This is a genomic window from Streptomyces sp. NPDC020597, from assembly GCF_044335095.1.
In the GTDB taxonomy this organism is placed as follows: domain Bacteria; phylum Actinomycetota; class Actinomycetes; order Streptomycetales; family Streptomycetaceae; genus Streptomyces.
Window position 1 is genome coordinate 57,101 of sequence record NZ_JBIRUL010000001.1, and the last position, 16,705, is coordinate 73,805.

A 16,705-nucleotide genomic window follows, 5' to 3' on the forward strand; every position below is an offset into this window, starting at 1 on the left:
GAAGGGCGCAGTGGCTACTGGGACAGAGACGCAGACTCCTCCGGCCCGATCGGCGGAGGGCGTGCCCCGTATGGCAGACCGGCGGGGTTGCTCGGTCGAGTGTTGATGCTGTGCGCCTCCCGCCGGGAGGACCGGAAGCGAGTCCCGCAGTACTCGTCGCCCTGACTGCCTCATGGCAGCGCTGGGGCGGACGTACGGGAACCTTTCGGGAAGTGCAGTGCGGCACCGGCCAGGCGCCCGGTGGGCCTTCCGCTGGATCATAGGGCGCGGGCAACGCCGTCGATGCCCGAACACCTGCTGGAGACAGGGCAGTTGCGGGGCGTCGAGCCGCAGGTGATGCCGATGGACCGCGAGCAGGGCAGCTACAGCGGCGGGAGCCCCACCCGAAACAGCGTGATCAGCAGTGCCGCGCCGGCCGCCAGGATGCGGGGCATCCGGAGCGAGAGACGGTGCAGCAGCACCCAGGCGAGGGCGTACAGGGCCATGGCCGTGCAGATCATGCCGCCGTACTGCCCCAGACCGCCGTGGTCCAGGGTGACGGCGTACTCCGTCGCGAGAACCGGAAGCCCGAACGCGGACGCTACGAAGGGAGCCCTCCACCATGTCTTGTGGGGCTTGGGGAGCTGGGCGGCTGCGGTCTGTGTCGTCATGGGTTCCATTCCACCGGCGTCGGTGGAATGGCGGTATCGGGGCGCCTACTCATTCACCCCGGGGCGTTCCACGTGGGTAGCGGTCCCCGGGGTGACGTCATGAGCCGAGCCGTGCCTTTGCCGGACTGATCGGTGGCAGGGGCGGCACAGGCGCAGGCACGGCCCGAAGCAAGGTCAGTTCGCGGACGTGGGACGTTTCCAGGCGGGCCAGGGACGAGGTCAGGCTGTCGAGGAACACCACCCTGCCCATGTTGTTGTGGGCGTAGAGGAGGTTGCCCGTGGCCTCCTGTCCGCCGATCTCCCGGCGCACCCAGATCACGCCCCTGGTGTCCGGGCCGGGCTCCGAAATTGCGTTGATCACGTCGTCCCAGGTGTCGGCCGGGGTGTGGGCGAAGTCGGCGAAGTAGCGCCGCGTCAGGCGGGCCACCCAGCCGGGGGCTTCGTCGGAGGGGCGCCAGGGCAGGGGCGTGGAGGGGGCGCCCGAGATGGCCGTGTGAAGGGCGACGGTGCAGCCGCGGGCGTTGATGCGGCGAGGCTGGCCCTGGACCCGGGCGACCGCTTCCGAGAGGGAGGCGGGTGGGGTGAGATCGGCGAGCGGGGCGGCGGGGGCCGGGTGGAAGGGTGCCGTGCCGTCTTTGGGGACCACGAGCGAGGCCGCCAGCATGGGCGTCCGCGGATATCCCGGCTGGGGCACCGTCCGGCAGGCCAGCAGCCAGGCGCTTTCCGTCTCGTGCACGGGCTCTGGTGTGGCCGGCTCGACGAGACCGCCGTAGGTGTGCCGGAGCCAGTCCGTCGCCCTTCGTGCCGGGTGCGGGACCTCAGCCACGGCCACGGCCGCCTCGAGAACCGCCGGAATCACGAGAGCCACCGGAATCCTGCGAGCCGCGCGAGGTCACGCCCGTGTCCCAGGGGTAGACCATCATGCGGATCCGCTCACGGTGCTCGACGCCGCGGGACCAGGCCGGCCAGGCCGCCGCGCCCACCGAAGCCCCGGCGAACGCCCCCGCCAGCGCCGCGATCGAGTCCGAGTCGCCCGACGACCATGCCGCCCGGCGCAGCGCGGTCACCGGCTCTTCGGAAAAGAGAAGGAAGCAGTACAGGCCCGCCGCGAGCGCTTCCTCGGCGATCCAGCCCGCGCCGACAGCCGCGCACGGGTCCCGCTCCGGATCCGGGGCGCGCAGCGCCGCCTCGACGGTGTCCAGGGCGCGCAGGCACTCGTCCCAGCCGTGGGCGATGTACGCCGCGGGGTCCGCCGCCCCCGCTCGCTGGGCCAGGTCCCCGAGCCATGCGGCGTGGTAGGTCGTCCGCGATGTCAGGGCGTAGTGGCGCAGCCAGTGGAGGAGTTCCACCGGAGCGCAGTTGTGGGTGAGGAGCCAGACGGCATGGGCCGTCAGGTCGCTCGCGGCGAGCGCGGTGGGATGGCCGTGCGTCAGCGCTGCCTGCAACTGGGCTGCTCCGGCCCGCTGTTCGGCGCTCAGGCCCGGGACCAGGCCGACCGGGGCGACCCGCATGTTGGCGCCGCACCCCTTGGACCCCAGCACGGTCGCCGCCTGCCACGGCCCGCCGCGTTCGAGTGCGGCACAGGCGTTCAGGCACGTCTGCCCCGGGGCGCGGTTGTTGTCGGGGGAGCGCAGCCACCGCACGAAGTGGGCCCGCAGGGCGGGTTCCAGTGTCTCGGCGGAGAAGACCGCGTCGGCGTCCCGGGTGACGTCCAGCAGGGCGTCCCCGACGGCCAGCGCCATCTGGGTGTCGTCGGTCACCAGCGCCACACCATCGGTGAAGGGCAGTTCCAGGTCCCGCCAGGCGCCGTACCGGGCGGCCATCTGCTCCAGGGTGAGGAACTCGGTCGGGTAGCCCATTGCGTCCCCGAGGGCCAGGCCGACCATCGAGCCCGTCGCTCCGTCCTTGACCCGGTCCAGGCGCCATTCCTTCCCGGCGAGATCGTCGACGACGATGATGCTCGGCGCCTCGGTGAGGGAGCCGGGAACGACATGGCTGCGGGGACTGAAAGGCGAGTCCCGGATCATTTCGGCAAGGGCCTGGGTGGGCGGAATTCCGCGCTGCTTGGCGTCGCGCAGTCGATCGCCCCACATGCCGAACTCGTTGCGGGCCGCGGGGTTCGCGTCGCTGCGGATCCGGACGCCCCCGGCCACGTCCTCGTCGTTGGCCCACACATAGCCGATCACCCGGTTCTCGGTGTCGGCCACGGCCAGATACAGGACCGGCTTGCCCGTGTGGCGGGCGTAACGCGGCGGCCCGCCCGTCACCACGAACGCCATGTCGGCCTCGAAGCGGGGGTTCTTCTTCGGTTGCGGTTCCATCAACGTCCGTTTCTCAATGACCCGGCAGCACTTCGCCGTAGATCTGATATTGCCCGTGTTCGTCCTCGAAGGCCCGGGTGACTTTGTAACTCATCCCCCGACCGAGCAACAGCTCGCGCTCGGTCACGCCGAAATCACTGACCTTCTCGATCCACGTACCATGCGTTCCCTCGGGGACACGTAGACGCAGGATCGCTTCCTTTCCGGCGAAACTCGGTACCGGATGATTACCGAGCGAACTCGACGTGTACCCGGGATCTTTGATTTCCCTGCCCACCAGGTCCTTGACGTCGTCGAAGTCCACATGGCTCATGCCTGTACCCCGCACCACCATCACATCCTCCGGAATCGGTCTGCCGGCCAGTGCCTTGTCGACCTCCTCGATGTTGCGGAGCACTTCCGGACTGCCGAGGGATTCTTTCCCTCGAAGATACCCGTTCATTTCCTGGTATGTGGCGGAACCCGGTGCGCCCGTGTACGGCGGTTCCTTGCTGTAATCCCTGAGCGCATTCTTGGCGGAATCTGGGAGTTCATCCACATAGTTGTTCCAGTAGTCCCGTCCGTAGGAAATCGCCGCGTCGGGGTCCTTGAGCGAGACCGCGCCATCGCTCAACTCGGCGGCGGCTACCTCGTGTCGCTGTGCCTCCGTGAGGCCGTGCCACGCGTCGTTCGAAACATGCGGTTCGTAGTGGAAGCCGCTCCCCGGCGTCCCGCCCTCGAGGTCCCTTATCCCCGGATAGCTCTCGTCCAGGAATTTCTGCGCCGCAGCCGGGTCCACCGAGTCCGCGTGGAGTGCGCGACCGGTCGGCGCCAGGTCCTCGCCGACCCGTGCCCCTTTGGACGCCAGATTCGAGGCGCCGGCCTCGAGCCCCTCCTTGAGTCCCAGGCGGACTCCGGTCCGCGCCAGTCCCGCGCCCTTCGTTCCGAGCAGTTCGGGCAGGAGTCTGCCGGTGAACTCGGAAGGGTCCTTCGTGAAACCGTCCACCGTCGCCTGGACGACGCGTTCGGGGTGGGCGGCGGTGGAGACGAGGCCGGCCAGTGTCATGTTGACGTTCTGGATGTATTCGGCCGGATGCGTGAGGTTGTACGGGTCCGTGGGGTTGAGTCCGCGCACGAAGTTCAGCAGCCCCGCCGTGCCCTTGAGGGCCCCGCCGACGACATGCGTGAGCTCGGTGTTGTAGGCCTGGTAGCCGTCGACCAGGTCGTTGCCGAGCCGGTCCAGCGGCGGTGGTTCGGCGGGGGCGTGGGCGAGCGCCGCCTTGACCTGGGTCTGCGCCTCGCCGGCGATGAGGTTGCGCTGCTTGCGGGCCTGGGCGAGTCTGGCCCGCGCCGCCCGCATCGCGTCGATGCCCGGATCGTGGAACGGCTCGGGCTGCGGCCCCGGATCCTGGTCGGCCTTGATCTTGGCGTTGTAGGCGTCGACCTTCTTGTTGTACGCCTCCACGGCGTCCACGGAGGCCTTCTTGCCCTTCTTGTACTGCTCGACGGCCTCCTGAGCCTGCCGCTGGGCCCACTCGACGGCGTCCGCGTAGGCGTCCAGCGCCACGCCGGCCGCCTCGCAGGCGTCGGCCGCGTACAGCCACTTCATGGGGTGCACGCCGAACTTCTCGCGGAAGGTGTCGCCGCCGACCCCCTTCCAGCCGGCCGAGTCGACCTTCTTCATGCCGACGCCGACCTTGTCGAACGCGGCCTGGAAGTCCTTGAGGTGCTTGGCGCTCGCCCGGATCTTCGCGGGGTTGCCGTGGACGAGTTCGTTCGCCTGCTCGGTCTGGCCGAGCTGCTGCTCCCCGGGGGTGGCGCCGAGGTCGGAGGCGAGTTCGTCGCCGAAGTCCTCCACCGCGTCGGCGGCGTCGTGCAGGCCTATGCGGTCGAGCCCGTCGCCGGCCTTGTCGGTGACGTAGTCGATGCCCTCGCCGAGCTTCTTCTTGCCCTCGTCGACGAGATTCTCGCCGTACTCCAGGCCGCTGTTCAGACCGCCCTTGATGTCGTCGACGATCCCCATCAGCCCGCCCCGCCCTGCTGCTGCGCGGCCTGGGCCGCCTGCGCGCGTGCCTCGGGCGAGGGGCCGAAGGTGTCGTCCAGCATCTTGTCGTACTCGGCGTCCGAGACTCCGAACGTGTCGTGCAGGTTCTCGGGGTTGAGCCCGAGAGGCCCGACGGTCTTCGACGTCATCACATCGCGGCCGGCGTCCTTCCAGCCCTGCTTGATGTTCTCGCCCGCCCGGTCGAAGGACTCCTGGCTGTAGTCGACCTCCCCGCTGAAGACGCCGGAGGTGGCGATGTCGCCCCAGCCCATCCGGGTGACCTCGTCCTCGGAGGCGTACGGATTGCCGATGAGGGAGTTGGTGACCACCTTGAACGTGCCGCCGACGTATTCCTCGGTCTCGTGGAGGGTGCCGGCCGCGAGACCGGTCTTGACGGCGAACCCGTTGCCCTCGTTGATCAGGGAACGCACCCCCCACTCCCAGCGCTCGCAGAACGATCCGAACGTCTCGGTCAGTCCTTCGTGCCCGAGGTCCAGCCCCGACAGGGACAGATCGCCGAAGCCCCGTCCCGCACCGGCCATGCCCACCATGCCGAGTTCCTTGAGCTCGCCCAGCGCCTCGGTCAGACCTCTGGCGATCAGCCCCAGACCGACGGCCTTGAGGTCCGGCTCGCCGGCCCCGCTCATCGGCGGGCCGCCGCCGTTCACGGGCGCCCACGCGCCGTTCGCCGGCACGCCGCCGCCGATCAGTTGCTCCTCACCGCCGCTCACCGGGCACCCCCCCGCTCACGATCCACGGCCACCTCGTCCGGTACGACGCCCGCGACCGGCGGGAACACCGCCCCGTCCGGGCCGTCCGCACAGTCCAGCGCCACCCCGCAGGGCACCCCCGCCGCGGGCACGGCCACGTCCAGCAGCCGGGAGCCGAGGATCGTCTGGTAGGCCCACTCGCGGTGGTACTCGCCCCGGGCCAGCGCGTACCGGGACAGCGCCTGTCCGTCGGAGAACGCCAGGATGAACCGGACGCCGCCCAGATCGGCGGTGAGCAGGCCCCGTTCGCTGTCCGGGCCGGGTCCGTCGCCCAGGGGGACCAGCACGGCCGTCTGCCGGAACTCCTCCAGAAGATCGGCGAACCACCGCCGCCGGGACTCGGCCTCCGGGTAGTCCGCGGGCGCCCGTGCCGCCACAGGTTCCGGTTCGGGCACCGGTTCCGGCGCGGTCGGCGCCGCTCGCCCCTCGGACGGCTCCCGCGGCGGGGCCGTCATCTCCGCGTAGTCCTCGAGACGTGACCTGGGAACCCCGTTCCCGGGCGGACCGCTCGCCTTGCCCCCGTACTCAAACATGCCGTCGATTATGGCGAGGACCTGTCACCGGAGGCCGTTCCGGGGCGCACGGACGCCCGGCTCGCACACACTCTCCACACCCTGCGTTTGACCTGCGTCACGTCCGGGGTATTGTCTCCGGCCCGATTGGCGGAGGGCGTGCCCCATATGGCAGACTGTCGGAGTTGCTCGGTCGAGTGTTGATGCTGTGCGCCTCCCGCCGGGAGGACCGGAAGCGAGTCCCACAGTACTCGTCGCCCTAACTGCCTGATGGCAGCGCTGGGGCGGACGTACGGGAATCTTTCGGGAAGTGCAGTGCGGCACCGGCCAGGCGCCCGGTGGGCCTTCCGCTCCCGGCTTGCGGTTCCGGAAGGGCCGTGTGCATTCCGCAGGGATGTTCGAACAAGGGACATCTGTGTCAGCGGAAGAGCGACACGCCCGACCGCGTGGGTCGGAGGAGAAGGTGAAATGGAACATCGGGTTCCGGAGCGGACAAAGAGACAGGACTACTGAGTAGCCATGGCGGGACAGAAGATCCGCATCCGGCTCAAGGCCTACGACCACGAGGTCATCGACTCCTCGGCGAAGAAGATCGTCGAGACGGTGACCCGCACTGGTGCGTCGGTCGCGGGCCCGGTGCCGCTGCCCACTGAGAAGAACGTGTACTGCGTCATCAAGTCGCCGCACAAGTACAAGGACTCGCGCGAGCACTTCGAGATGCGCACGCACAAGCGCCTGATCGACATCCTCGACCCGACCCCCAAGACCGTTGACTCTCTGATGCGACTCGACCTCCCGGCCGGTGTCGACATCGAGATCAAGCTCTGAGGCCGGTGATCTGAGAAATGACCAAGCAGATCAAGGGCATCCTGGGCGAGAAGCTCGGCATGACGCAGGTGTGGGACGAGAACAACCGCGTTGTTCCCGTCACCGTCGTCAAGGCCAGCCCCAACGTCGTGACCCAGGTCCGTACGAACGACAGCGACGGCTACGAGTCCGTCCAGATCGCCTTCGGCGAGATCGACCCGCGCAAGGTGAACAAGCCCCTCAAGGGTCACTTCGCCAAGGCCGACGTCACTCCCCGTCGCCACCTCGTCGAGATCCGCACCGCGGACGCCTCCGAGTACACGCTGGGCCAGGAGATCACCGCTGAGGTGTTCGAGGCCGGCGTGAAGGTCGACGTGACCGGCAAGAGCAAGGGCAAGGGCTTCGCCGGTGTCATGAAGCGTCACAACTTCAAGGGCCTCGGCGCCGGACACGGCACCCAGCGCAAGCACCGCTCGCCCGGTTCCATCGGTGGCTGCGCCACCCCGGGCCGCGTGTTCAAGGGCCTCCGCATGGCGGGTCGCATGGGCAACGAGCGTGTCACCACCCAGAACCTGACCGTCCACGCCGTTGACGCGGAGAAGGGTCTGCTGCTCATCAAGGGCGCTGTCCCCGGTCCGAACGGCGGCCTCGTCCTGGTCCGCACCGCGGCCAAGGGGGCCTGAGGTAACCGATGAGCACTGTTGACATCCTTTCGCCTGCCGGCGAGAAGACCGGTAGCGTCGAGCTCCCCGCGGAGATCTTCGGCGTGGAGAAGGTCAGCATCCCGCTGATCCACCAGGTCGTCGTCGCGCAGAACGCGGCTGCCCGTCAGGGCACGCACAAGACCAAGACCCGCGGCGAGGTTCGCGGTGGCGGTAAGAAGCCTTACCGTCAGAAGGGCACCGGCCGTGCGCGCCAGGGCTCGACCCGCGCGCCGCAGTTCGCCGGCGGTGGCGTCGTCCACGGCCCGCAGCCGCGTGACTACTCGCAGCGGACCCCGAAGAAGATGAAGGCTGCCGCTCTGCGTCACGCCCTCACCGACCGGGCCCGCCACAACCGCATTCACGTCGTCACCGGCGTGATCGAGGGCGAGGCTCCCTCCACGAAGGCCGCTCGCACGCTGTTCGGCAAGATCTCGGAGCGCAAGAACCTGCTCCTGGTCGTCGACCGCGCCGACGAGGCCGCGTGGCTGTCCGCCCGCAACCTGCCCCAGGTGCACATCCTGGAGCCGGGCCAGCTGAACACGTACGACGTGATCGTCTCGGACGACGTGGTCTTCACCCAGGCCGCTCTTGAGTCCTTCGTGTCCGGCCCGAACAAGGCCAACGACACCGAAGGGAGTGACGCCTGATGGCTACGCGTCACCCGAGCATCGCCTCGAAGGCGGCCAAGGCCGCCAAGGCCGCGCGCGTCGCCAAGGCGAAGCGCCACGAGGCCGAGGGCAAGAACACCGTCGTCACCGCGCCCAGCAAGGCGTACACGGACCCCCGTGACGTCCTGCTGAAGCCGGTCGTGTCGGAGAAGAGCTACGCGCTCCTCGACGAGAACAAGTACACGTTCATCGTCGACCCCAACGCCAACAAGACCCAGATCAAGCAGGCCGTCCAGGCGGTCTTCTCGGTCAAGGTCACCGGGGTCAACACGATCAACCGCATCGGCAAGCGCAAGCGCACCAAGACCGGTTTCGGTCAGCGTGCCGGCACGAAGCGCGCGATCGTGACCCTTGCCGAGGGCGACCGTATCGACATCTTCGGCGGTCCGACCGCCTGATGGCGGTCCGGATCGTCCGATATCGGACGAGGACTGAATAATGGGAATCCGCAAGTACAAGCCGACTACGCCGGGCCGTCGTGGCTCCAGCGTCGCCGACTTCGTCGAGGTCACGCGGTCCACGCCGGAGAAGTCGCTGGTCCGCCCGCTGCACAGCAAGGGCGGCCGTAACAACGCCGGTCGTGTGACCGTTCGCCACCAGGGTGGCGGACACAAGCGCGCCTACCGAGTGATCGACTTCCGTCGTCACGACAAGGACGGCGTGCCGGCGAAGGTCGCGCACATCGAGTACGACCCCAACCGCACCGCGCGCATTGCGCTGCTGCACTACGCCGACGGCGAGAAGCGCTACATCCTCGCCCCGCGCAACCTGCAGCAGGGTGACCGCGTCGAGAACGGTCCCGGGGCCGACATCAAGCCGGGCAACAACCTGGCGATCCGCAACATCCCGGTCGGTACGACGCTTCACGCGATCGAGATCCGTCCGGGTGGCGGCGCCAAGTTCGCCCGCTCCGCAGGCGCCTCCGTGCAGCTGCTCGCGAAGGAGGGCACCATGGCCCACCTCCGCATGCCGTCCGGTGAGATCCGCCTGGTCGACCAGCGCTGCCGCGCCACGGTCGGCGAGGTCGGCAACGCCGAGCAGAGCAACATCAACTGGGGCAAGGCCGGCCGCAAGCGCTGGCTGGGCGTCCGCCCGACCGTTCGCGGTGTGGCGATGAACCCGGTTGACCACCCCCACGGTGGTGGTGAGGGCAAGACCTCCGGTGGTCGCCACCCGGTCAGCCCCTGGGGTCAGAAGGAGGGTCGTACTCGTTCGCCGAAGAAGGCTTCGAACAAGTACATCGTCCGCCGCCGCAAGACGAACAAGAAGCGCTAGGAGCGGGTTTAGATGCCGCGCAGTCTCAAGAAGGGGCCCTTCGTCGACGGACACCTCGTGAAGAAGGTGGACGCCCAGAACGAAGCCGGTTCCAAGAACGTCATCAAGACCTGGTCCCGTCGCTCGATGATCATCCCCAGCATGCTGGGTCACACGATCGCGGTGCACAACGGCAAGACCCACATTCCGGTGTTTGTCACCGAGTCGATGGTCGGCCACAAGCTCGGCGAGTTCTCGCCGACGCGCACCTTCCGGGGTCACGTCAAGGACGACCGGAAGTCGAAGCGCCGCTAACAGCGGGGTGGAATGACCATGACAGACACTGGAAGGACAACCATGGAAGCCAGGGCCCAGGCGCGGTACATCCGCGTCACGCCCATGAAGGCCCGCCGGGTGGTGGACCTTATCCGTGGCATGGACGCCACGGAGGCTCAGGCGGTCCTGCGTTTCGCCCCGCAGGCCGCGAGCGTGCCGGTCGGCAAGGTGCTGGACAGCGCCATTGCCAACGCCGCGCACAACTACGACCACACTGACGCCGACAGCCTCTTCATCTCCGAGGCGTACGTCGACGAGGGCCCGACCCTGAAGCGGTTCCGTCCGCGTGCCCAGGGCCGCGCCTACCGGATCCGCAAGCGGACCAGCCACATCACCGTGGTCGTCAGCAGCAAGGAAGGGACCCGGTAATGGGCCAGAAGGTTAACCCGCATGGGTTCCGGCTCGGCATCACCACGGACTTCAAGTCCCGTTGGTACGCCGACAAGTCGTACAAGGAGTACGTCGGCGAGGACGTCGCCATCCGCCGGATGATGACGTCCGGCATGGAGCGCGCCGGTATCTCGAAGGTGGAGATCGAGCGCACCCGTGACCGCGTCCGCGTCGACATCCACACCGCGCGTCCGGGCATCGTCATCGGCCGCCGCGGCGCCGAGGCCGACCGTATCCGCGGCGACCTGGAGAAGCTGACCAAGAAGCAGGTCCAGCTGAACATCCTCGAGGTCAAGAACCCCGAGGTCGACGCTCAGCTGGTGGCCCAGGCCGTCGCCGAGCAGCTCTCCTCCCGCGTCTCCTTCCGTCGGGCCATGCGTAAGAGCATGCAGTCCGCCATGAAGGCCGGCGCCAAGGGCATCAAGATCCAGTGCGGTGGCCGCCTCGGCGGCGCCGAGATGTCCCGCTCGGAGTTCTACCGCGAGGGCCGCGTGCCCCTGCACACGCTCCGCGCGAACGTGGACTACGGCTTCTTCGAGGCCAAGACGACCTTCGGCCGCATCGGCGTGAAGGTCTGGATCTACAAGGGCGACGTCAAGAACATCGCCGAGGTCCGCGCCGAGAACGCCGCCGCCCGCGCCGGCAACCGTCCGGCTCGTGGCGGCGCCGACCGCCCGGCCGGCCGTGGTGGCCGCGGTGGCGAGCGTGGCGGTCGCGGTCGTAAGCCGCAGCAGGCTCCCGCCGCCGAGGCCCCCAAGGCCGAGGCTCCGGCGGCTGCCGCTCCGGCTGAGAGCACCGGAACGGAGGCCTGACCGACATGCTGATCCCCCGTAGGGTCAAGCACCGCAAGCAGCACCACCCGAAGCGCCGTGGTCAGGCCAAGGGCGGTACGACGGTCTCGTTCGGCGAGTACGGCATTCAGGCCCTCACGCCGGCGTACGTGACCAACCGCCAGATCGAGGCGGCCCGTATCGCGATGACCCGCCACATCAAGCGTGGCGGCAAGGTCTGGATCAACATCTACCCGGACCGCCCGCTCACGAAGAAGCCTGCCGAGACCCGCATGGGTTCCGGTAAGGGTTCTCCCGAGTGGTGGATCGCGAACGTGCACCCGGGACGGGTCATGTTCGAGCTGTCCTACCCCAACGAGAAGATCGCCCGTGAGGCCCTGACTCGCGCAGCCCACAAGCTGCCGATGAAGTGCCGGATCGTCAAGCGCGAGGCAGGTGAAGCGTGATGTCGGCCGGTACCAAGGCGTCCGAGCTGCGCGAACTGGGTGACGAGGAGCTTCTGGCGAAGCTCCGCGAAGCCAAGGAAGAGCTGTTCAACCTCCGCTTCCAGGCGGCGACGGGTCAGCTCGAGAACCACGGTCGGCTCAAGGCCGTCCGTAAGGACATCGCGCGGATCTACACCCTGATGCGTGAGCGCGAGCTGGGCATCGAGACGGTGGAGAGCGCCTGATGAGCGAGAGCAACGTGACTGAGAACACCGAGGCCCGTGGCTTCCGGAAGACCCGTGAGGGTCTGGTCGTCAGCGACAAGATGGACAAGACCGTCGTCGTCGCCGTCGAGGACCGTGTGAAGCACGCGCTGTACGGCAAGGTCATCCGCCGTACGAACAAGCTCAAGGCTCACGACGAGCAGAACGCCGCGGGCGTCGGCGACCGTGTCCTCCTCGCGGAGACCCGGCCGCTGTCCGCGACGAAGCGCTGGCGCGTCGTCGAGATCCTCGAGAAGGCCAAGTAATTCTCCTGCGGCCCTAATCACATAGGGGCCCCGCAGGACAGTTCCGCCAGGCTCGGCAGGGGCGCACCTCATGACGAGGCGGCCCCTGCCGGGAACCGGCAGACAAACAGGAGATAGACGTGATCCAGCAGGAGTCGCGACTGCGTGTCGCCGACAACACTGGTGCGAAGGAGATCCTTTGCATCCGTGTGCTCGGTGGCTCCGGTCGCCGCTACGCGGGCATCGGTGACGTCATCGTCGCCACCGTCAAGGACGCGATCCCCGGTGGCAACGTGAAGAAGGGTGACGTCGTCAAGGCGGTCATCGTTCGCACCGTCAAGGAGCGCCGCCGTCCGGACGGCTCGTACATCCGCTTCGACGAGAACGCCGCCGTCATTCTGAAGAACGACGGCGACCCTCGCGGCACCCGCATCTTCGGCCCGGTCGGGCGCGAGCTGCGCGAGAAGAAGTTCATGAAGATCATCTCGCTGGCTCCGGAGGTGCTGTAAGCATGAAGATCAAGAAGGGCGACCTGGTCCAGGTCATCACCGGTAAGGACAAGGGCAAGCAGGGCAAGGTCATCGCGGCCTTCCCCCGCGAGGACCGCGTCCTGGTCGAGGGTGTCAACCGGGTCAAGAAGCACACGAAGGCCGGTCCGACCGCCAAGGGCTCGCAGGCCGGCGGCATCGTGACCACCGAGGCCCCGATCCACGTGTCCAACGTTCAGCTGGTCGTGGAGAAGGACGGCAACAAGGTCGTCACGCGCGTCGGTTACCGCTTCGACGACGAGGGCAACAAGATCCGCGTTGCCAAGCGGACGGGTGAGGACATCTGATGGCTACCACCACCACTCCGCGTCTGAAGACGAAGTACCGCGAGGAGATCGCGGGCAAGCTGCGTGAGGAGTTCTCCTACGAGAACGTCATGCAGATCCCCGGCCTCGTCAAGATCGTGGTCAACATGGGTGTGGGCGACGCCGCCCGCGACTCCAAGCTGATCGAGGGCGCCATCCGCGACCTCACCACGATCACCGGTCAGAAGCCGGCCGTCACTAAGGCCCGCAAGTCCATCGCGCAGTTCAAGCTGCGCGAGGGTCAGCCGATCGGTGCCCACGTCACGCTTCGTGGCGACCGCATGTGGGAGTTCCTGGACCGCACCCTGTCGCTCGCGCTCCCGCGCATCCGCGACTTCCGTGGTCTGTCCCCCAAGCAGTTCGACGGCCGTGGCAACTACACCTTCGGTCTCACGGAGCAGGTCATGTTCCACGAGATCGACCAGGACAAGATCGACCGTGTCCGGGGTATGGACATCACCGTGGTCACCACGGCGACCAACGACGCTGAGGGCCGTGCGCTCCTTCGTCACCTCGGCTTCCCCTTCAAGGAGGCGTGAGCGAGATGGCGAAGAAGGCTCTGATCGCAAAGGCTGCTCGCAAGCCCAAGTTCGCTGTGCGCGCGTACAACCGCTGCCAGCGTTGCGGCCGTCCCCACTCCGTGTACCGCAAGTTCGGCCTCTGCCGTGTGTGCCTTCGTGAGATGGCTCACCGTGGCGAGCTGCCGGGCGTGACCAAGAGCTCCTGGTAAACCCCCTTTTTAGGGGTTCCAGAGGCTCTCGGTAAGCAATGGGCGTGTCAGGTGCCCACCCCTTCATGGCTTAGGCTGGGAGGGTTGGGCGCCCTGACGGTCGCCCGTACGACTTACTACGCCGTAGGTCCACCGCGCCGCACCCGTCCCGTCTCGGATCGGGGAGAGGGATGGCGCACCAGGAAACCCCGGCGAGAGAGGCCACAGGCCAATTCATGACCATGACTGATCCGATCGCAGACATGCTGACGCGTCTGCGGAACGCGAACTCGGCGTACCACGACTCCGTGACGATGCCGGCATCGAAGATCAAGTCTCACATCGCGGAGATCCTCCAGCAGGAGGGCTTCATCACGGGCTGGAAGGTCGAGGACGCCGAGGTCGGCAAGAACCTCACCCTCGAGCTCAAGTTCGGCCCGAACCGTGAGCGCTCCATCGCGGGCATCAAGCGGATCTCCAAGCCCGGTCTCCGGGTTTACGCGAAGTCCACCTCCCTGCCCAAGGTGCTCGGTGGCCTCGGCGTGGCGATCATCTCCACGTCGCACGGTCTCCTCACCGACAAGCAGGCCGGCAAGAAGGGCGTAGGCGGAGAAGTTCTCGCCTACGTCTGGTAGCGGAAGGGAACGGAGGAAACAGCTATGTCGCGCATTGGCAAGCTCCCCATCACGGTTCCCGCCGGCGTGGACGTCACCATCGACGGCCAGACGGTCTCGGTCAAGGGCCCCAAGGGCTCGCTGACCCACACCGTCGTTGCGCCGATCGAGATCGCCAAGGCTGAGGACGGCGTCCTGAACGTCACTCGCCCCAACGACGAGCGTCAGAGCAAGGCCCTGCACGGCCTGTCCCGCACGCTGGTGGCGAACATGATCACCGGCGTGACCGAGGGTTACGTGAAGAAGCTCGAGATCAGTGGTGTCGGTTACCGCGTGACCGCGAAGGGCTCGAACCTCGAGTTCGCGCTCGGTTACAGCCACCCGATCACCGTCGAGGCGCCCGAGGGAATCACCTTCAAGGTGGAGACCCCGACCCGCTTCCAGGTCGAGGGCATCGACAAGCAGAAGGTCGGCGAGGTTGCGGCCAACATCCGCAAGCTGCGCAAGCCCGACCCGTACAAGGCCAAGGGCGTCAAGTACGAGGGCGAAGTCATCCGCCGCAAGGTCGGAAAGGCGGGTAAGTAAGCCATGGCATACGGACAGAAGATCCTCAAGGGCGACGCTTACAAGCGTGCCGCGATCAAGCGTCGCCACATCCGGATCCGTAAGCACATCTCGGGTACGGCGGAGCGTCCGCGCCTGGTCGTGACGCGCTCCAACCGCCACATCGTGGCTCAGGTCATCGACGACATCAAGGGTCACACCCTGGCGTCGGCGTCGACCCTGGACACCACGATCCGCGGTGGTGAGGCCGACAAGTCCTCGCAGGCCAAGCAGGTCGGCGCCCTGGTCGCCGAGCGCGCCAAGGCTGCCGGTGTCGAGGCTGTCGTGTTCGACCGTGGTGGTAACCAGTACGCCGGGCGCATCGCCGCCCTGGCGGACGCCGCCCGCGAAGCCGGACTCAAGTTCTGAGTCGGTTCCGTAGCTAGCGGAAACAGAGAGAGGTAATTCCAATGGCTGGACCCCAGCGCCGCGGTGGCGGTGCCGGTGGCGGCGAGCGGCGGGACCGGAAGGGCCGTGACGGCGGCGCTGCTGCCGCCGAGAAGACCGCGTACGTTGAGCGCGTCGTCGCGATCAACCGTGTCGCCAAGGTTGTGAAGGGTGGTCGTCGCTTCAGCTTCACCGCGCTGGTCGTGGTGGGCGACGGTGACGGCACCGTGGGTGTCGGATACGGCAAGGCCAAGGAGGTGCCGGCCGCCATCGCCAAGGGCGTTGAGGAGGCCAAGAAGCACTTCTTCAAGGTCCCGCGTATCCAGGGCACCATCCCGCACCCGATCACGGGCGAGAAGGCTGCGGGCGTCGTCCTGCTCAAGCCTGCTTCCCCCGGTACCGGCGTCATCGCCGGTGGCCCGGTGCGTGCCGTGCTCGAGTGCGCCGGCGTGCACGACATCCTGTCGAAGTCGCTCGGCTCGTCGAACGCGATCAACATCGTGCACGCGACCGTGGAGGCCCTGAAGGGCCTGCAGCGTCCCGAGGAGATCGCGGCTCGCCGTGGTCTGCCCCTCGAGGACGTCGCTCCCGCGGCTCTGCTTCGTGCGCGTGCCGGGGCTGGTGCTGCGTAATGGCTCAGCTCAAGATCACGCAGACGAAGTCGTACATCGGCAGCAAGCAGAACCACCGTGACACCCTGCGTTCGCTCGGGCTCAAGCGCCTGAACGACGTGGTCGTCAAGGAGGACCGCCCCGAGTTCCGCGGCATGGTGCACACCGTCCGCCACCTCGTGACGGTCGAGGAGGTCGACTGATCATGGCGGAGAACAACCCGCTCAAGATCCACAACCTCCGTCCCGCCCCGGGCGCCAAGACCGCCAAGACCCGTGTGGGTCGTGGTGAGGCGTCGAAGGGTAAGACGGCCGGTCGTGGTACCAAGGGCACGAAGGCCCGCTACCAGGTTCCGGAGCGCTTCGAGGGTGGCCAGATGCCCCTCCACATGCGTCTTCCGAAGCTGAAGGGCTTCAAGAACCCGTTCAAGACCGAGTTCCAGGTCGTGAACCTCGAGAAGCTGGCCGCGCTGTACCCGGAGGGTGGCGAGGTCACCGTCGAGGGTCTCGTCGCCAAGGGCGCCGTGCGCAAGAACAGCCTCGTCAAGGTCCTGGGCCAGGGCGAGATCTCCGTGGCGCTGCAGGTGACGGTCGACGCCGTCTCCGGCTCCGCCAAGGAGAAGATCACCGCCGCCGGCGGTACCGTCACCGAGCTCATCTGATCACCTCAGGCGTCTCGATGACTTGATCGATCCCGACCGGGGATACCCCACAAATGGGGTATCCCCGGTTGGTCGTTCCTAGGGCAGGTGTGTCGCGGGTATGGTGAC

The 16,705-nt window shown here is 67.6% G+C and carries 26 protein-coding genes and 1 pseudogene; 21 read left to right on the plus strand and 6 right to left on the minus strand.

The features are described 5' to 3' along the window. Positions 1-362: 362 nt before the first annotated feature. The 6 genes and pseudogenes from ACH4ZA_RS00300 to ACH4ZA_RS00325 all read right to left on the minus strand — a co-directional run bounded on the left by ACH4ZA_RS00300 (position 363) and on the right by ACH4ZA_RS00325 (position 6,297). Positions 363-650 carry a hypothetical protein gene (locus ACH4ZA_RS00300; protein ID WP_319277145.1) on the minus strand — a complete coding sequence of 96 codons (288 nt, stop codon included), beginning with the start codon at positions 648-650 and terminating at the stop codon, positions 363-365. Positions 651-747: 97 nt separating this feature from the next. Next, positions 748-1,476, minus strand: coding sequence for a toxin glutamine deamidase domain-containing protein (locus tag ACH4ZA_RS00305; RefSeq protein ID WP_398427403.1), 729 nt, complete (start codon positions 1,474-1,476; stop codon positions 748-750). A 76-nt stretch (positions 1,477-1,552) separates the two neighbouring features. Beyond that, positions 1,553-2,536, minus strand: a pseudogene (locus tag ACH4ZA_RS00310) (ADP-ribosylglycohydrolase family protein); the annotation flags it as partial. Between the two features lie 448 nt (positions 2,537-2,984). Beyond that, complete coding sequence (locus ACH4ZA_RS00315) at positions 2,985-4,973, minus strand: putative T7SS-secreted protein (protein WP_398427404.1); 1,989 nt, start codon at positions 4,971-4,973, stop codon at positions 2,985-2,987. Next, the gene (locus tag ACH4ZA_RS00320; protein ID WP_398427406.1) at positions 4,973-5,725 is read right to left on the minus strand and encodes a hypothetical protein; all 753 of its coding nucleotides are present in this window, start codon (positions 5,723-5,725) and stop codon (positions 4,973-4,975) included. Before ACH4ZA_RS00320 ends, ACH4ZA_RS00315 begins: the two co-directional genes overlap by 1 nt. Continuing rightward, positions 5,722-6,297, minus strand: coding sequence for a hypothetical protein (locus tag ACH4ZA_RS00325; protein ID WP_398427407.1), 576 nt, complete (start codon positions 6,295-6,297; stop codon positions 5,722-5,724). The genes ACH4ZA_RS00320 and ACH4ZA_RS00325 overlap by 4 nt, the downstream gene beginning before the upstream one ends. Before the next feature lie 498 nt (positions 6,298-6,795). On the opposite strand from ACH4ZA_RS00325, the gene rpsJ reads away from it, so the two are divergent. From rpsJ to rplO, 21 genes are all read left to right on the plus strand, one after another. Continuing rightward, positions 6,796-7,104, plus strand: coding sequence for a 30S ribosomal protein S10 (gene rpsJ / locus ACH4ZA_RS00330; RefSeq protein ID WP_003948644.1), 309 nt, complete (start codon positions 6,796-6,798; stop codon positions 7,102-7,104). A 17-nt stretch (positions 7,105-7,121) separates the two neighbouring features. Continuing rightward, positions 7,122-7,766: a 50S ribosomal protein L3 gene (gene rplC, locus ACH4ZA_RS00335; protein WP_057584680.1), complete on the plus strand. Its 645-nt coding sequence runs from the start codon at positions 7,122-7,124 to the stop codon at positions 7,764-7,766. 8 nt (positions 7,767-7,774) lie between these two features. Further along, positions 7,775-8,434 carry a 50S ribosomal protein L4 gene (gene rplD / locus ACH4ZA_RS00340; RefSeq protein ID WP_057584679.1) on the plus strand — a complete coding sequence of 220 codons (660 nt, stop codon included), beginning with the start codon at positions 7,775-7,777 and terminating at the stop codon, positions 8,432-8,434. Beyond that, positions 8,434-8,853: a 50S ribosomal protein L23 gene (gene rplW / locus ACH4ZA_RS00345; protein WP_057584678.1), complete on the plus strand. Its 420-nt coding sequence runs from the start codon at positions 8,434-8,436 to the stop codon at positions 8,851-8,853. The genes rplD and rplW overlap by 1 nt, the downstream gene beginning before the upstream one ends. Before the next feature lie 40 nt (positions 8,854-8,893). Next, the gene (gene rplB / locus ACH4ZA_RS00350) at positions 8,894-9,730 is read left to right on the plus strand and encodes a 50S ribosomal protein L2 (protein WP_306949763.1); all 837 of its coding nucleotides are present in this window, start codon (positions 8,894-8,896) and stop codon (positions 9,728-9,730) included. Between the two features lie 12 nt (positions 9,731-9,742). After that, a complete protein-coding gene (rpsS, locus tag ACH4ZA_RS00355; RefSeq protein WP_018528354.1) occupies positions 9,743-10,024 on the plus strand; it encodes a 30S ribosomal protein S19 in 282 nt (93 codons plus the stop codon). A 42-nt stretch (positions 10,025-10,066) separates the two neighbouring features. Continuing rightward, positions 10,067-10,414, plus strand: a complete 348-nt coding sequence (rplV, locus tag ACH4ZA_RS00360) for a 50S ribosomal protein L22 (protein WP_003974262.1) — start codon at positions 10,067-10,069, stop codon at positions 10,412-10,414. Continuing rightward, complete coding sequence (gene rpsC / locus ACH4ZA_RS00365) at positions 10,414-11,247, plus strand: 30S ribosomal protein S3 (RefSeq protein ID WP_069770398.1); 834 nt, start codon at positions 10,414-10,416, stop codon at positions 11,245-11,247. The genes rplV and rpsC overlap by 1 nt, the downstream gene beginning before the upstream one ends. 5 nt (positions 11,248-11,252) lie before the next feature. Next, positions 11,253-11,672, plus strand: a complete 420-nt coding sequence (rplP, locus tag ACH4ZA_RS00370) for a 50S ribosomal protein L16 (protein WP_006140905.1) — start codon at positions 11,253-11,255, stop codon at positions 11,670-11,672. Further along, on the plus strand, positions 11,672-11,896 hold the full coding sequence (gene rpmC / locus ACH4ZA_RS00375; RefSeq protein ID WP_003998824.1) for a 50S ribosomal protein L29: 225 nt from the start codon (positions 11,672-11,674) through the stop codon (positions 11,894-11,896). The genes rplP and rpmC overlap by 1 nt, the downstream gene beginning before the upstream one ends. Beyond that, on the plus strand, positions 11,896-12,180 hold the full coding sequence (gene rpsQ, locus ACH4ZA_RS00380) for a 30S ribosomal protein S17 (RefSeq protein WP_152888004.1): 285 nt from the start codon (positions 11,896-11,898) through the stop codon (positions 12,178-12,180). Before rpmC ends, rpsQ begins: the two co-directional genes overlap by 1 nt. Positions 12,181-12,299: 119 nt before the next feature. Beyond that, on the plus strand, positions 12,300-12,668 hold the full coding sequence (rplN, locus tag ACH4ZA_RS00385) for a 50S ribosomal protein L14 (protein WP_003998823.1): 369 nt from the start codon (positions 12,300-12,302) through the stop codon (positions 12,666-12,668). Positions 12,669-12,670: 2 nt separating this feature from the next. Then, on the plus strand, positions 12,671-12,994 hold the full coding sequence (gene rplX, locus ACH4ZA_RS00390; RefSeq protein ID WP_030039760.1) for a 50S ribosomal protein L24: 324 nt from the start codon (positions 12,671-12,673) through the stop codon (positions 12,992-12,994). Next, positions 12,994-13,551 carry a 50S ribosomal protein L5 gene (gene rplE, locus ACH4ZA_RS00395; protein ID WP_030788262.1) on the plus strand — a complete coding sequence of 186 codons (558 nt, stop codon included), beginning with the start codon at positions 12,994-12,996 and terminating at the stop codon, positions 13,549-13,551. Before rplX ends, rplE begins: the two co-directional genes overlap by 1 nt. A gap of 5 nt (positions 13,552-13,556) precedes the next feature. Then, positions 13,557-13,742 carry a type Z 30S ribosomal protein S14 gene (locus ACH4ZA_RS00400; RefSeq protein ID WP_030890724.1) on the plus strand — a complete coding sequence of 62 codons (186 nt, stop codon included), beginning with the start codon at positions 13,557-13,559 and terminating at the stop codon, positions 13,740-13,742. A 215-nt stretch (positions 13,743-13,957) separates the two neighbouring features. Next, positions 13,958-14,356 carry a 30S ribosomal protein S8 gene (gene rpsH, locus ACH4ZA_RS00405; RefSeq protein WP_030788259.1) on the plus strand — a complete coding sequence of 133 codons (399 nt, stop codon included), beginning with the start codon at positions 13,958-13,960 and terminating at the stop codon, positions 14,354-14,356. A gap of 24 nt (positions 14,357-14,380) precedes the next feature. After that, a complete protein-coding gene (gene rplF, locus ACH4ZA_RS00410; protein WP_319192016.1) occupies positions 14,381-14,920 on the plus strand; it encodes a 50S ribosomal protein L6 in 540 nt (179 codons plus the stop codon). A 3-nt stretch (positions 14,921-14,923) separates the two neighbouring features. Then, entirely contained in the window at positions 14,924-15,307 is a 384-nt protein-coding gene (gene rplR, locus ACH4ZA_RS00415; protein WP_057584673.1) for a 50S ribosomal protein L18, read from the plus strand. 41 nt (positions 15,308-15,348) lie between these two features. Beyond that, positions 15,349-15,957 carry a 30S ribosomal protein S5 gene (gene rpsE, locus ACH4ZA_RS00420; protein WP_013001409.1) on the plus strand — a complete coding sequence of 203 codons (609 nt, stop codon included), beginning with the start codon at positions 15,349-15,351 and terminating at the stop codon, positions 15,955-15,957. After that, on the plus strand, positions 15,957-16,139 hold the full coding sequence (rpmD, locus tag ACH4ZA_RS00425) for a 50S ribosomal protein L30 (protein ID WP_030788246.1): 183 nt from the start codon (positions 15,957-15,959) through the stop codon (positions 16,137-16,139). The genes rpsE and rpmD overlap by 1 nt, the downstream gene beginning before the upstream one ends. 2 nt (positions 16,140-16,141) lie before the next feature. After that, the gene (gene rplO / locus ACH4ZA_RS00430) at positions 16,142-16,597 is read left to right on the plus strand and encodes a 50S ribosomal protein L15 (RefSeq protein WP_319164309.1); all 456 of its coding nucleotides are present in this window, start codon (positions 16,142-16,144) and stop codon (positions 16,595-16,597) included. Positions 16,598-16,705: the final 108 nt, after the last annotated feature.

Bases quoted from the DNA above. Each gene is read 5' to 3' on its own strand.
- ACH4ZA_RS00300 (WP_319277145.1), bottom strand. From the start codon at position 650: ATGACGACACAGACCGCAGCCGCCCAGCTCCCCAAGCCCCACAAGACA.
- ACH4ZA_RS00315 (WP_398427404.1), bottom strand. From the start codon at position 4,973: ATGGGGATCGTCGACGACATCAAGGGCGGTCTGAACAGCGGCCTGGAG.
- ACH4ZA_RS00325 (WP_398427407.1), bottom strand. From the start codon at position 6,297: ATGTTTGAGTACGGGGGCAAGGCGAGCGGTCCGCCCGGGAACGGGGTT.
- rpsJ (WP_003948644.1), top strand. From the start codon at position 6,796: ATGGCGGGACAGAAGATCCGCATCCGGCTCAAGGCCTACGACCACGAG.
- rplC (WP_057584680.1), top strand. From the start codon at position 7,122: ATGACCAAGCAGATCAAGGGCATCCTGGGCGAGAAGCTCGGCATGACG.
- rplD (WP_057584679.1), top strand. From the start codon at position 7,775: ATGAGCACTGTTGACATCCTTTCGCCTGCCGGCGAGAAGACCGGTAGC.
- rplW (WP_057584678.1), top strand. From the start codon at position 8,434: ATGGCTACGCGTCACCCGAGCATCGCCTCGAAGGCGGCCAAGGCCGCC.
- rplB (WP_306949763.1), top strand. From the start codon at position 8,894: ATGGGAATCCGCAAGTACAAGCCGACTACGCCGGGCCGTCGTGGCTCC.
- rpsS (WP_018528354.1), top strand. From the start codon at position 9,743: ATGCCGCGCAGTCTCAAGAAGGGGCCCTTCGTCGACGGACACCTCGTG.
- rplV (WP_003974262.1), top strand. From the start codon at position 10,067: ATGGAAGCCAGGGCCCAGGCGCGGTACATCCGCGTCACGCCCATGAAG.
- rpsC (WP_069770398.1), top strand. From the start codon at position 10,414: ATGGGCCAGAAGGTTAACCCGCATGGGTTCCGGCTCGGCATCACCACG.
- rplP (WP_006140905.1), top strand. From the start codon at position 11,253: ATGCTGATCCCCCGTAGGGTCAAGCACCGCAAGCAGCACCACCCGAAG.
- rpmC (WP_003998824.1), top strand. From the start codon at position 11,672: ATGTCGGCCGGTACCAAGGCGTCCGAGCTGCGCGAACTGGGTGACGAG.
- rpsQ (WP_152888004.1), top strand. From the start codon at position 11,896: ATGAGCGAGAGCAACGTGACTGAGAACACCGAGGCCCGTGGCTTCCGG.
- rplX (WP_030039760.1), top strand. From the start codon at position 12,671: ATGAAGATCAAGAAGGGCGACCTGGTCCAGGTCATCACCGGTAAGGAC.
- rplE (WP_030788262.1), top strand. From the start codon at position 12,994: ATGGCTACCACCACCACTCCGCGTCTGAAGACGAAGTACCGCGAGGAG.
- ACH4ZA_RS00400 (WP_030890724.1), top strand. From the start codon at position 13,557: ATGGCGAAGAAGGCTCTGATCGCAAAGGCTGCTCGCAAGCCCAAGTTC.
- rpsH (WP_030788259.1), top strand. From the start codon at position 13,958: ATGACCATGACTGATCCGATCGCAGACATGCTGACGCGTCTGCGGAAC.
- rplF (WP_319192016.1), top strand. From the start codon at position 14,381: ATGTCGCGCATTGGCAAGCTCCCCATCACGGTTCCCGCCGGCGTGGAC.
- rplR (WP_057584673.1), top strand. From the start codon at position 14,924: ATGGCATACGGACAGAAGATCCTCAAGGGCGACGCTTACAAGCGTGCC.
- rpsE (WP_013001409.1), top strand. From the start codon at position 15,349: ATGGCTGGACCCCAGCGCCGCGGTGGCGGTGCCGGTGGCGGCGAGCGG.
- rpmD (WP_030788246.1), top strand. From the start codon at position 15,957: ATGGCTCAGCTCAAGATCACGCAGACGAAGTCGTACATCGGCAGCAAG.
- rplO (WP_319164309.1), top strand. From the start codon at position 16,142: ATGGCGGAGAACAACCCGCTCAAGATCCACAACCTCCGTCCCGCCCCG.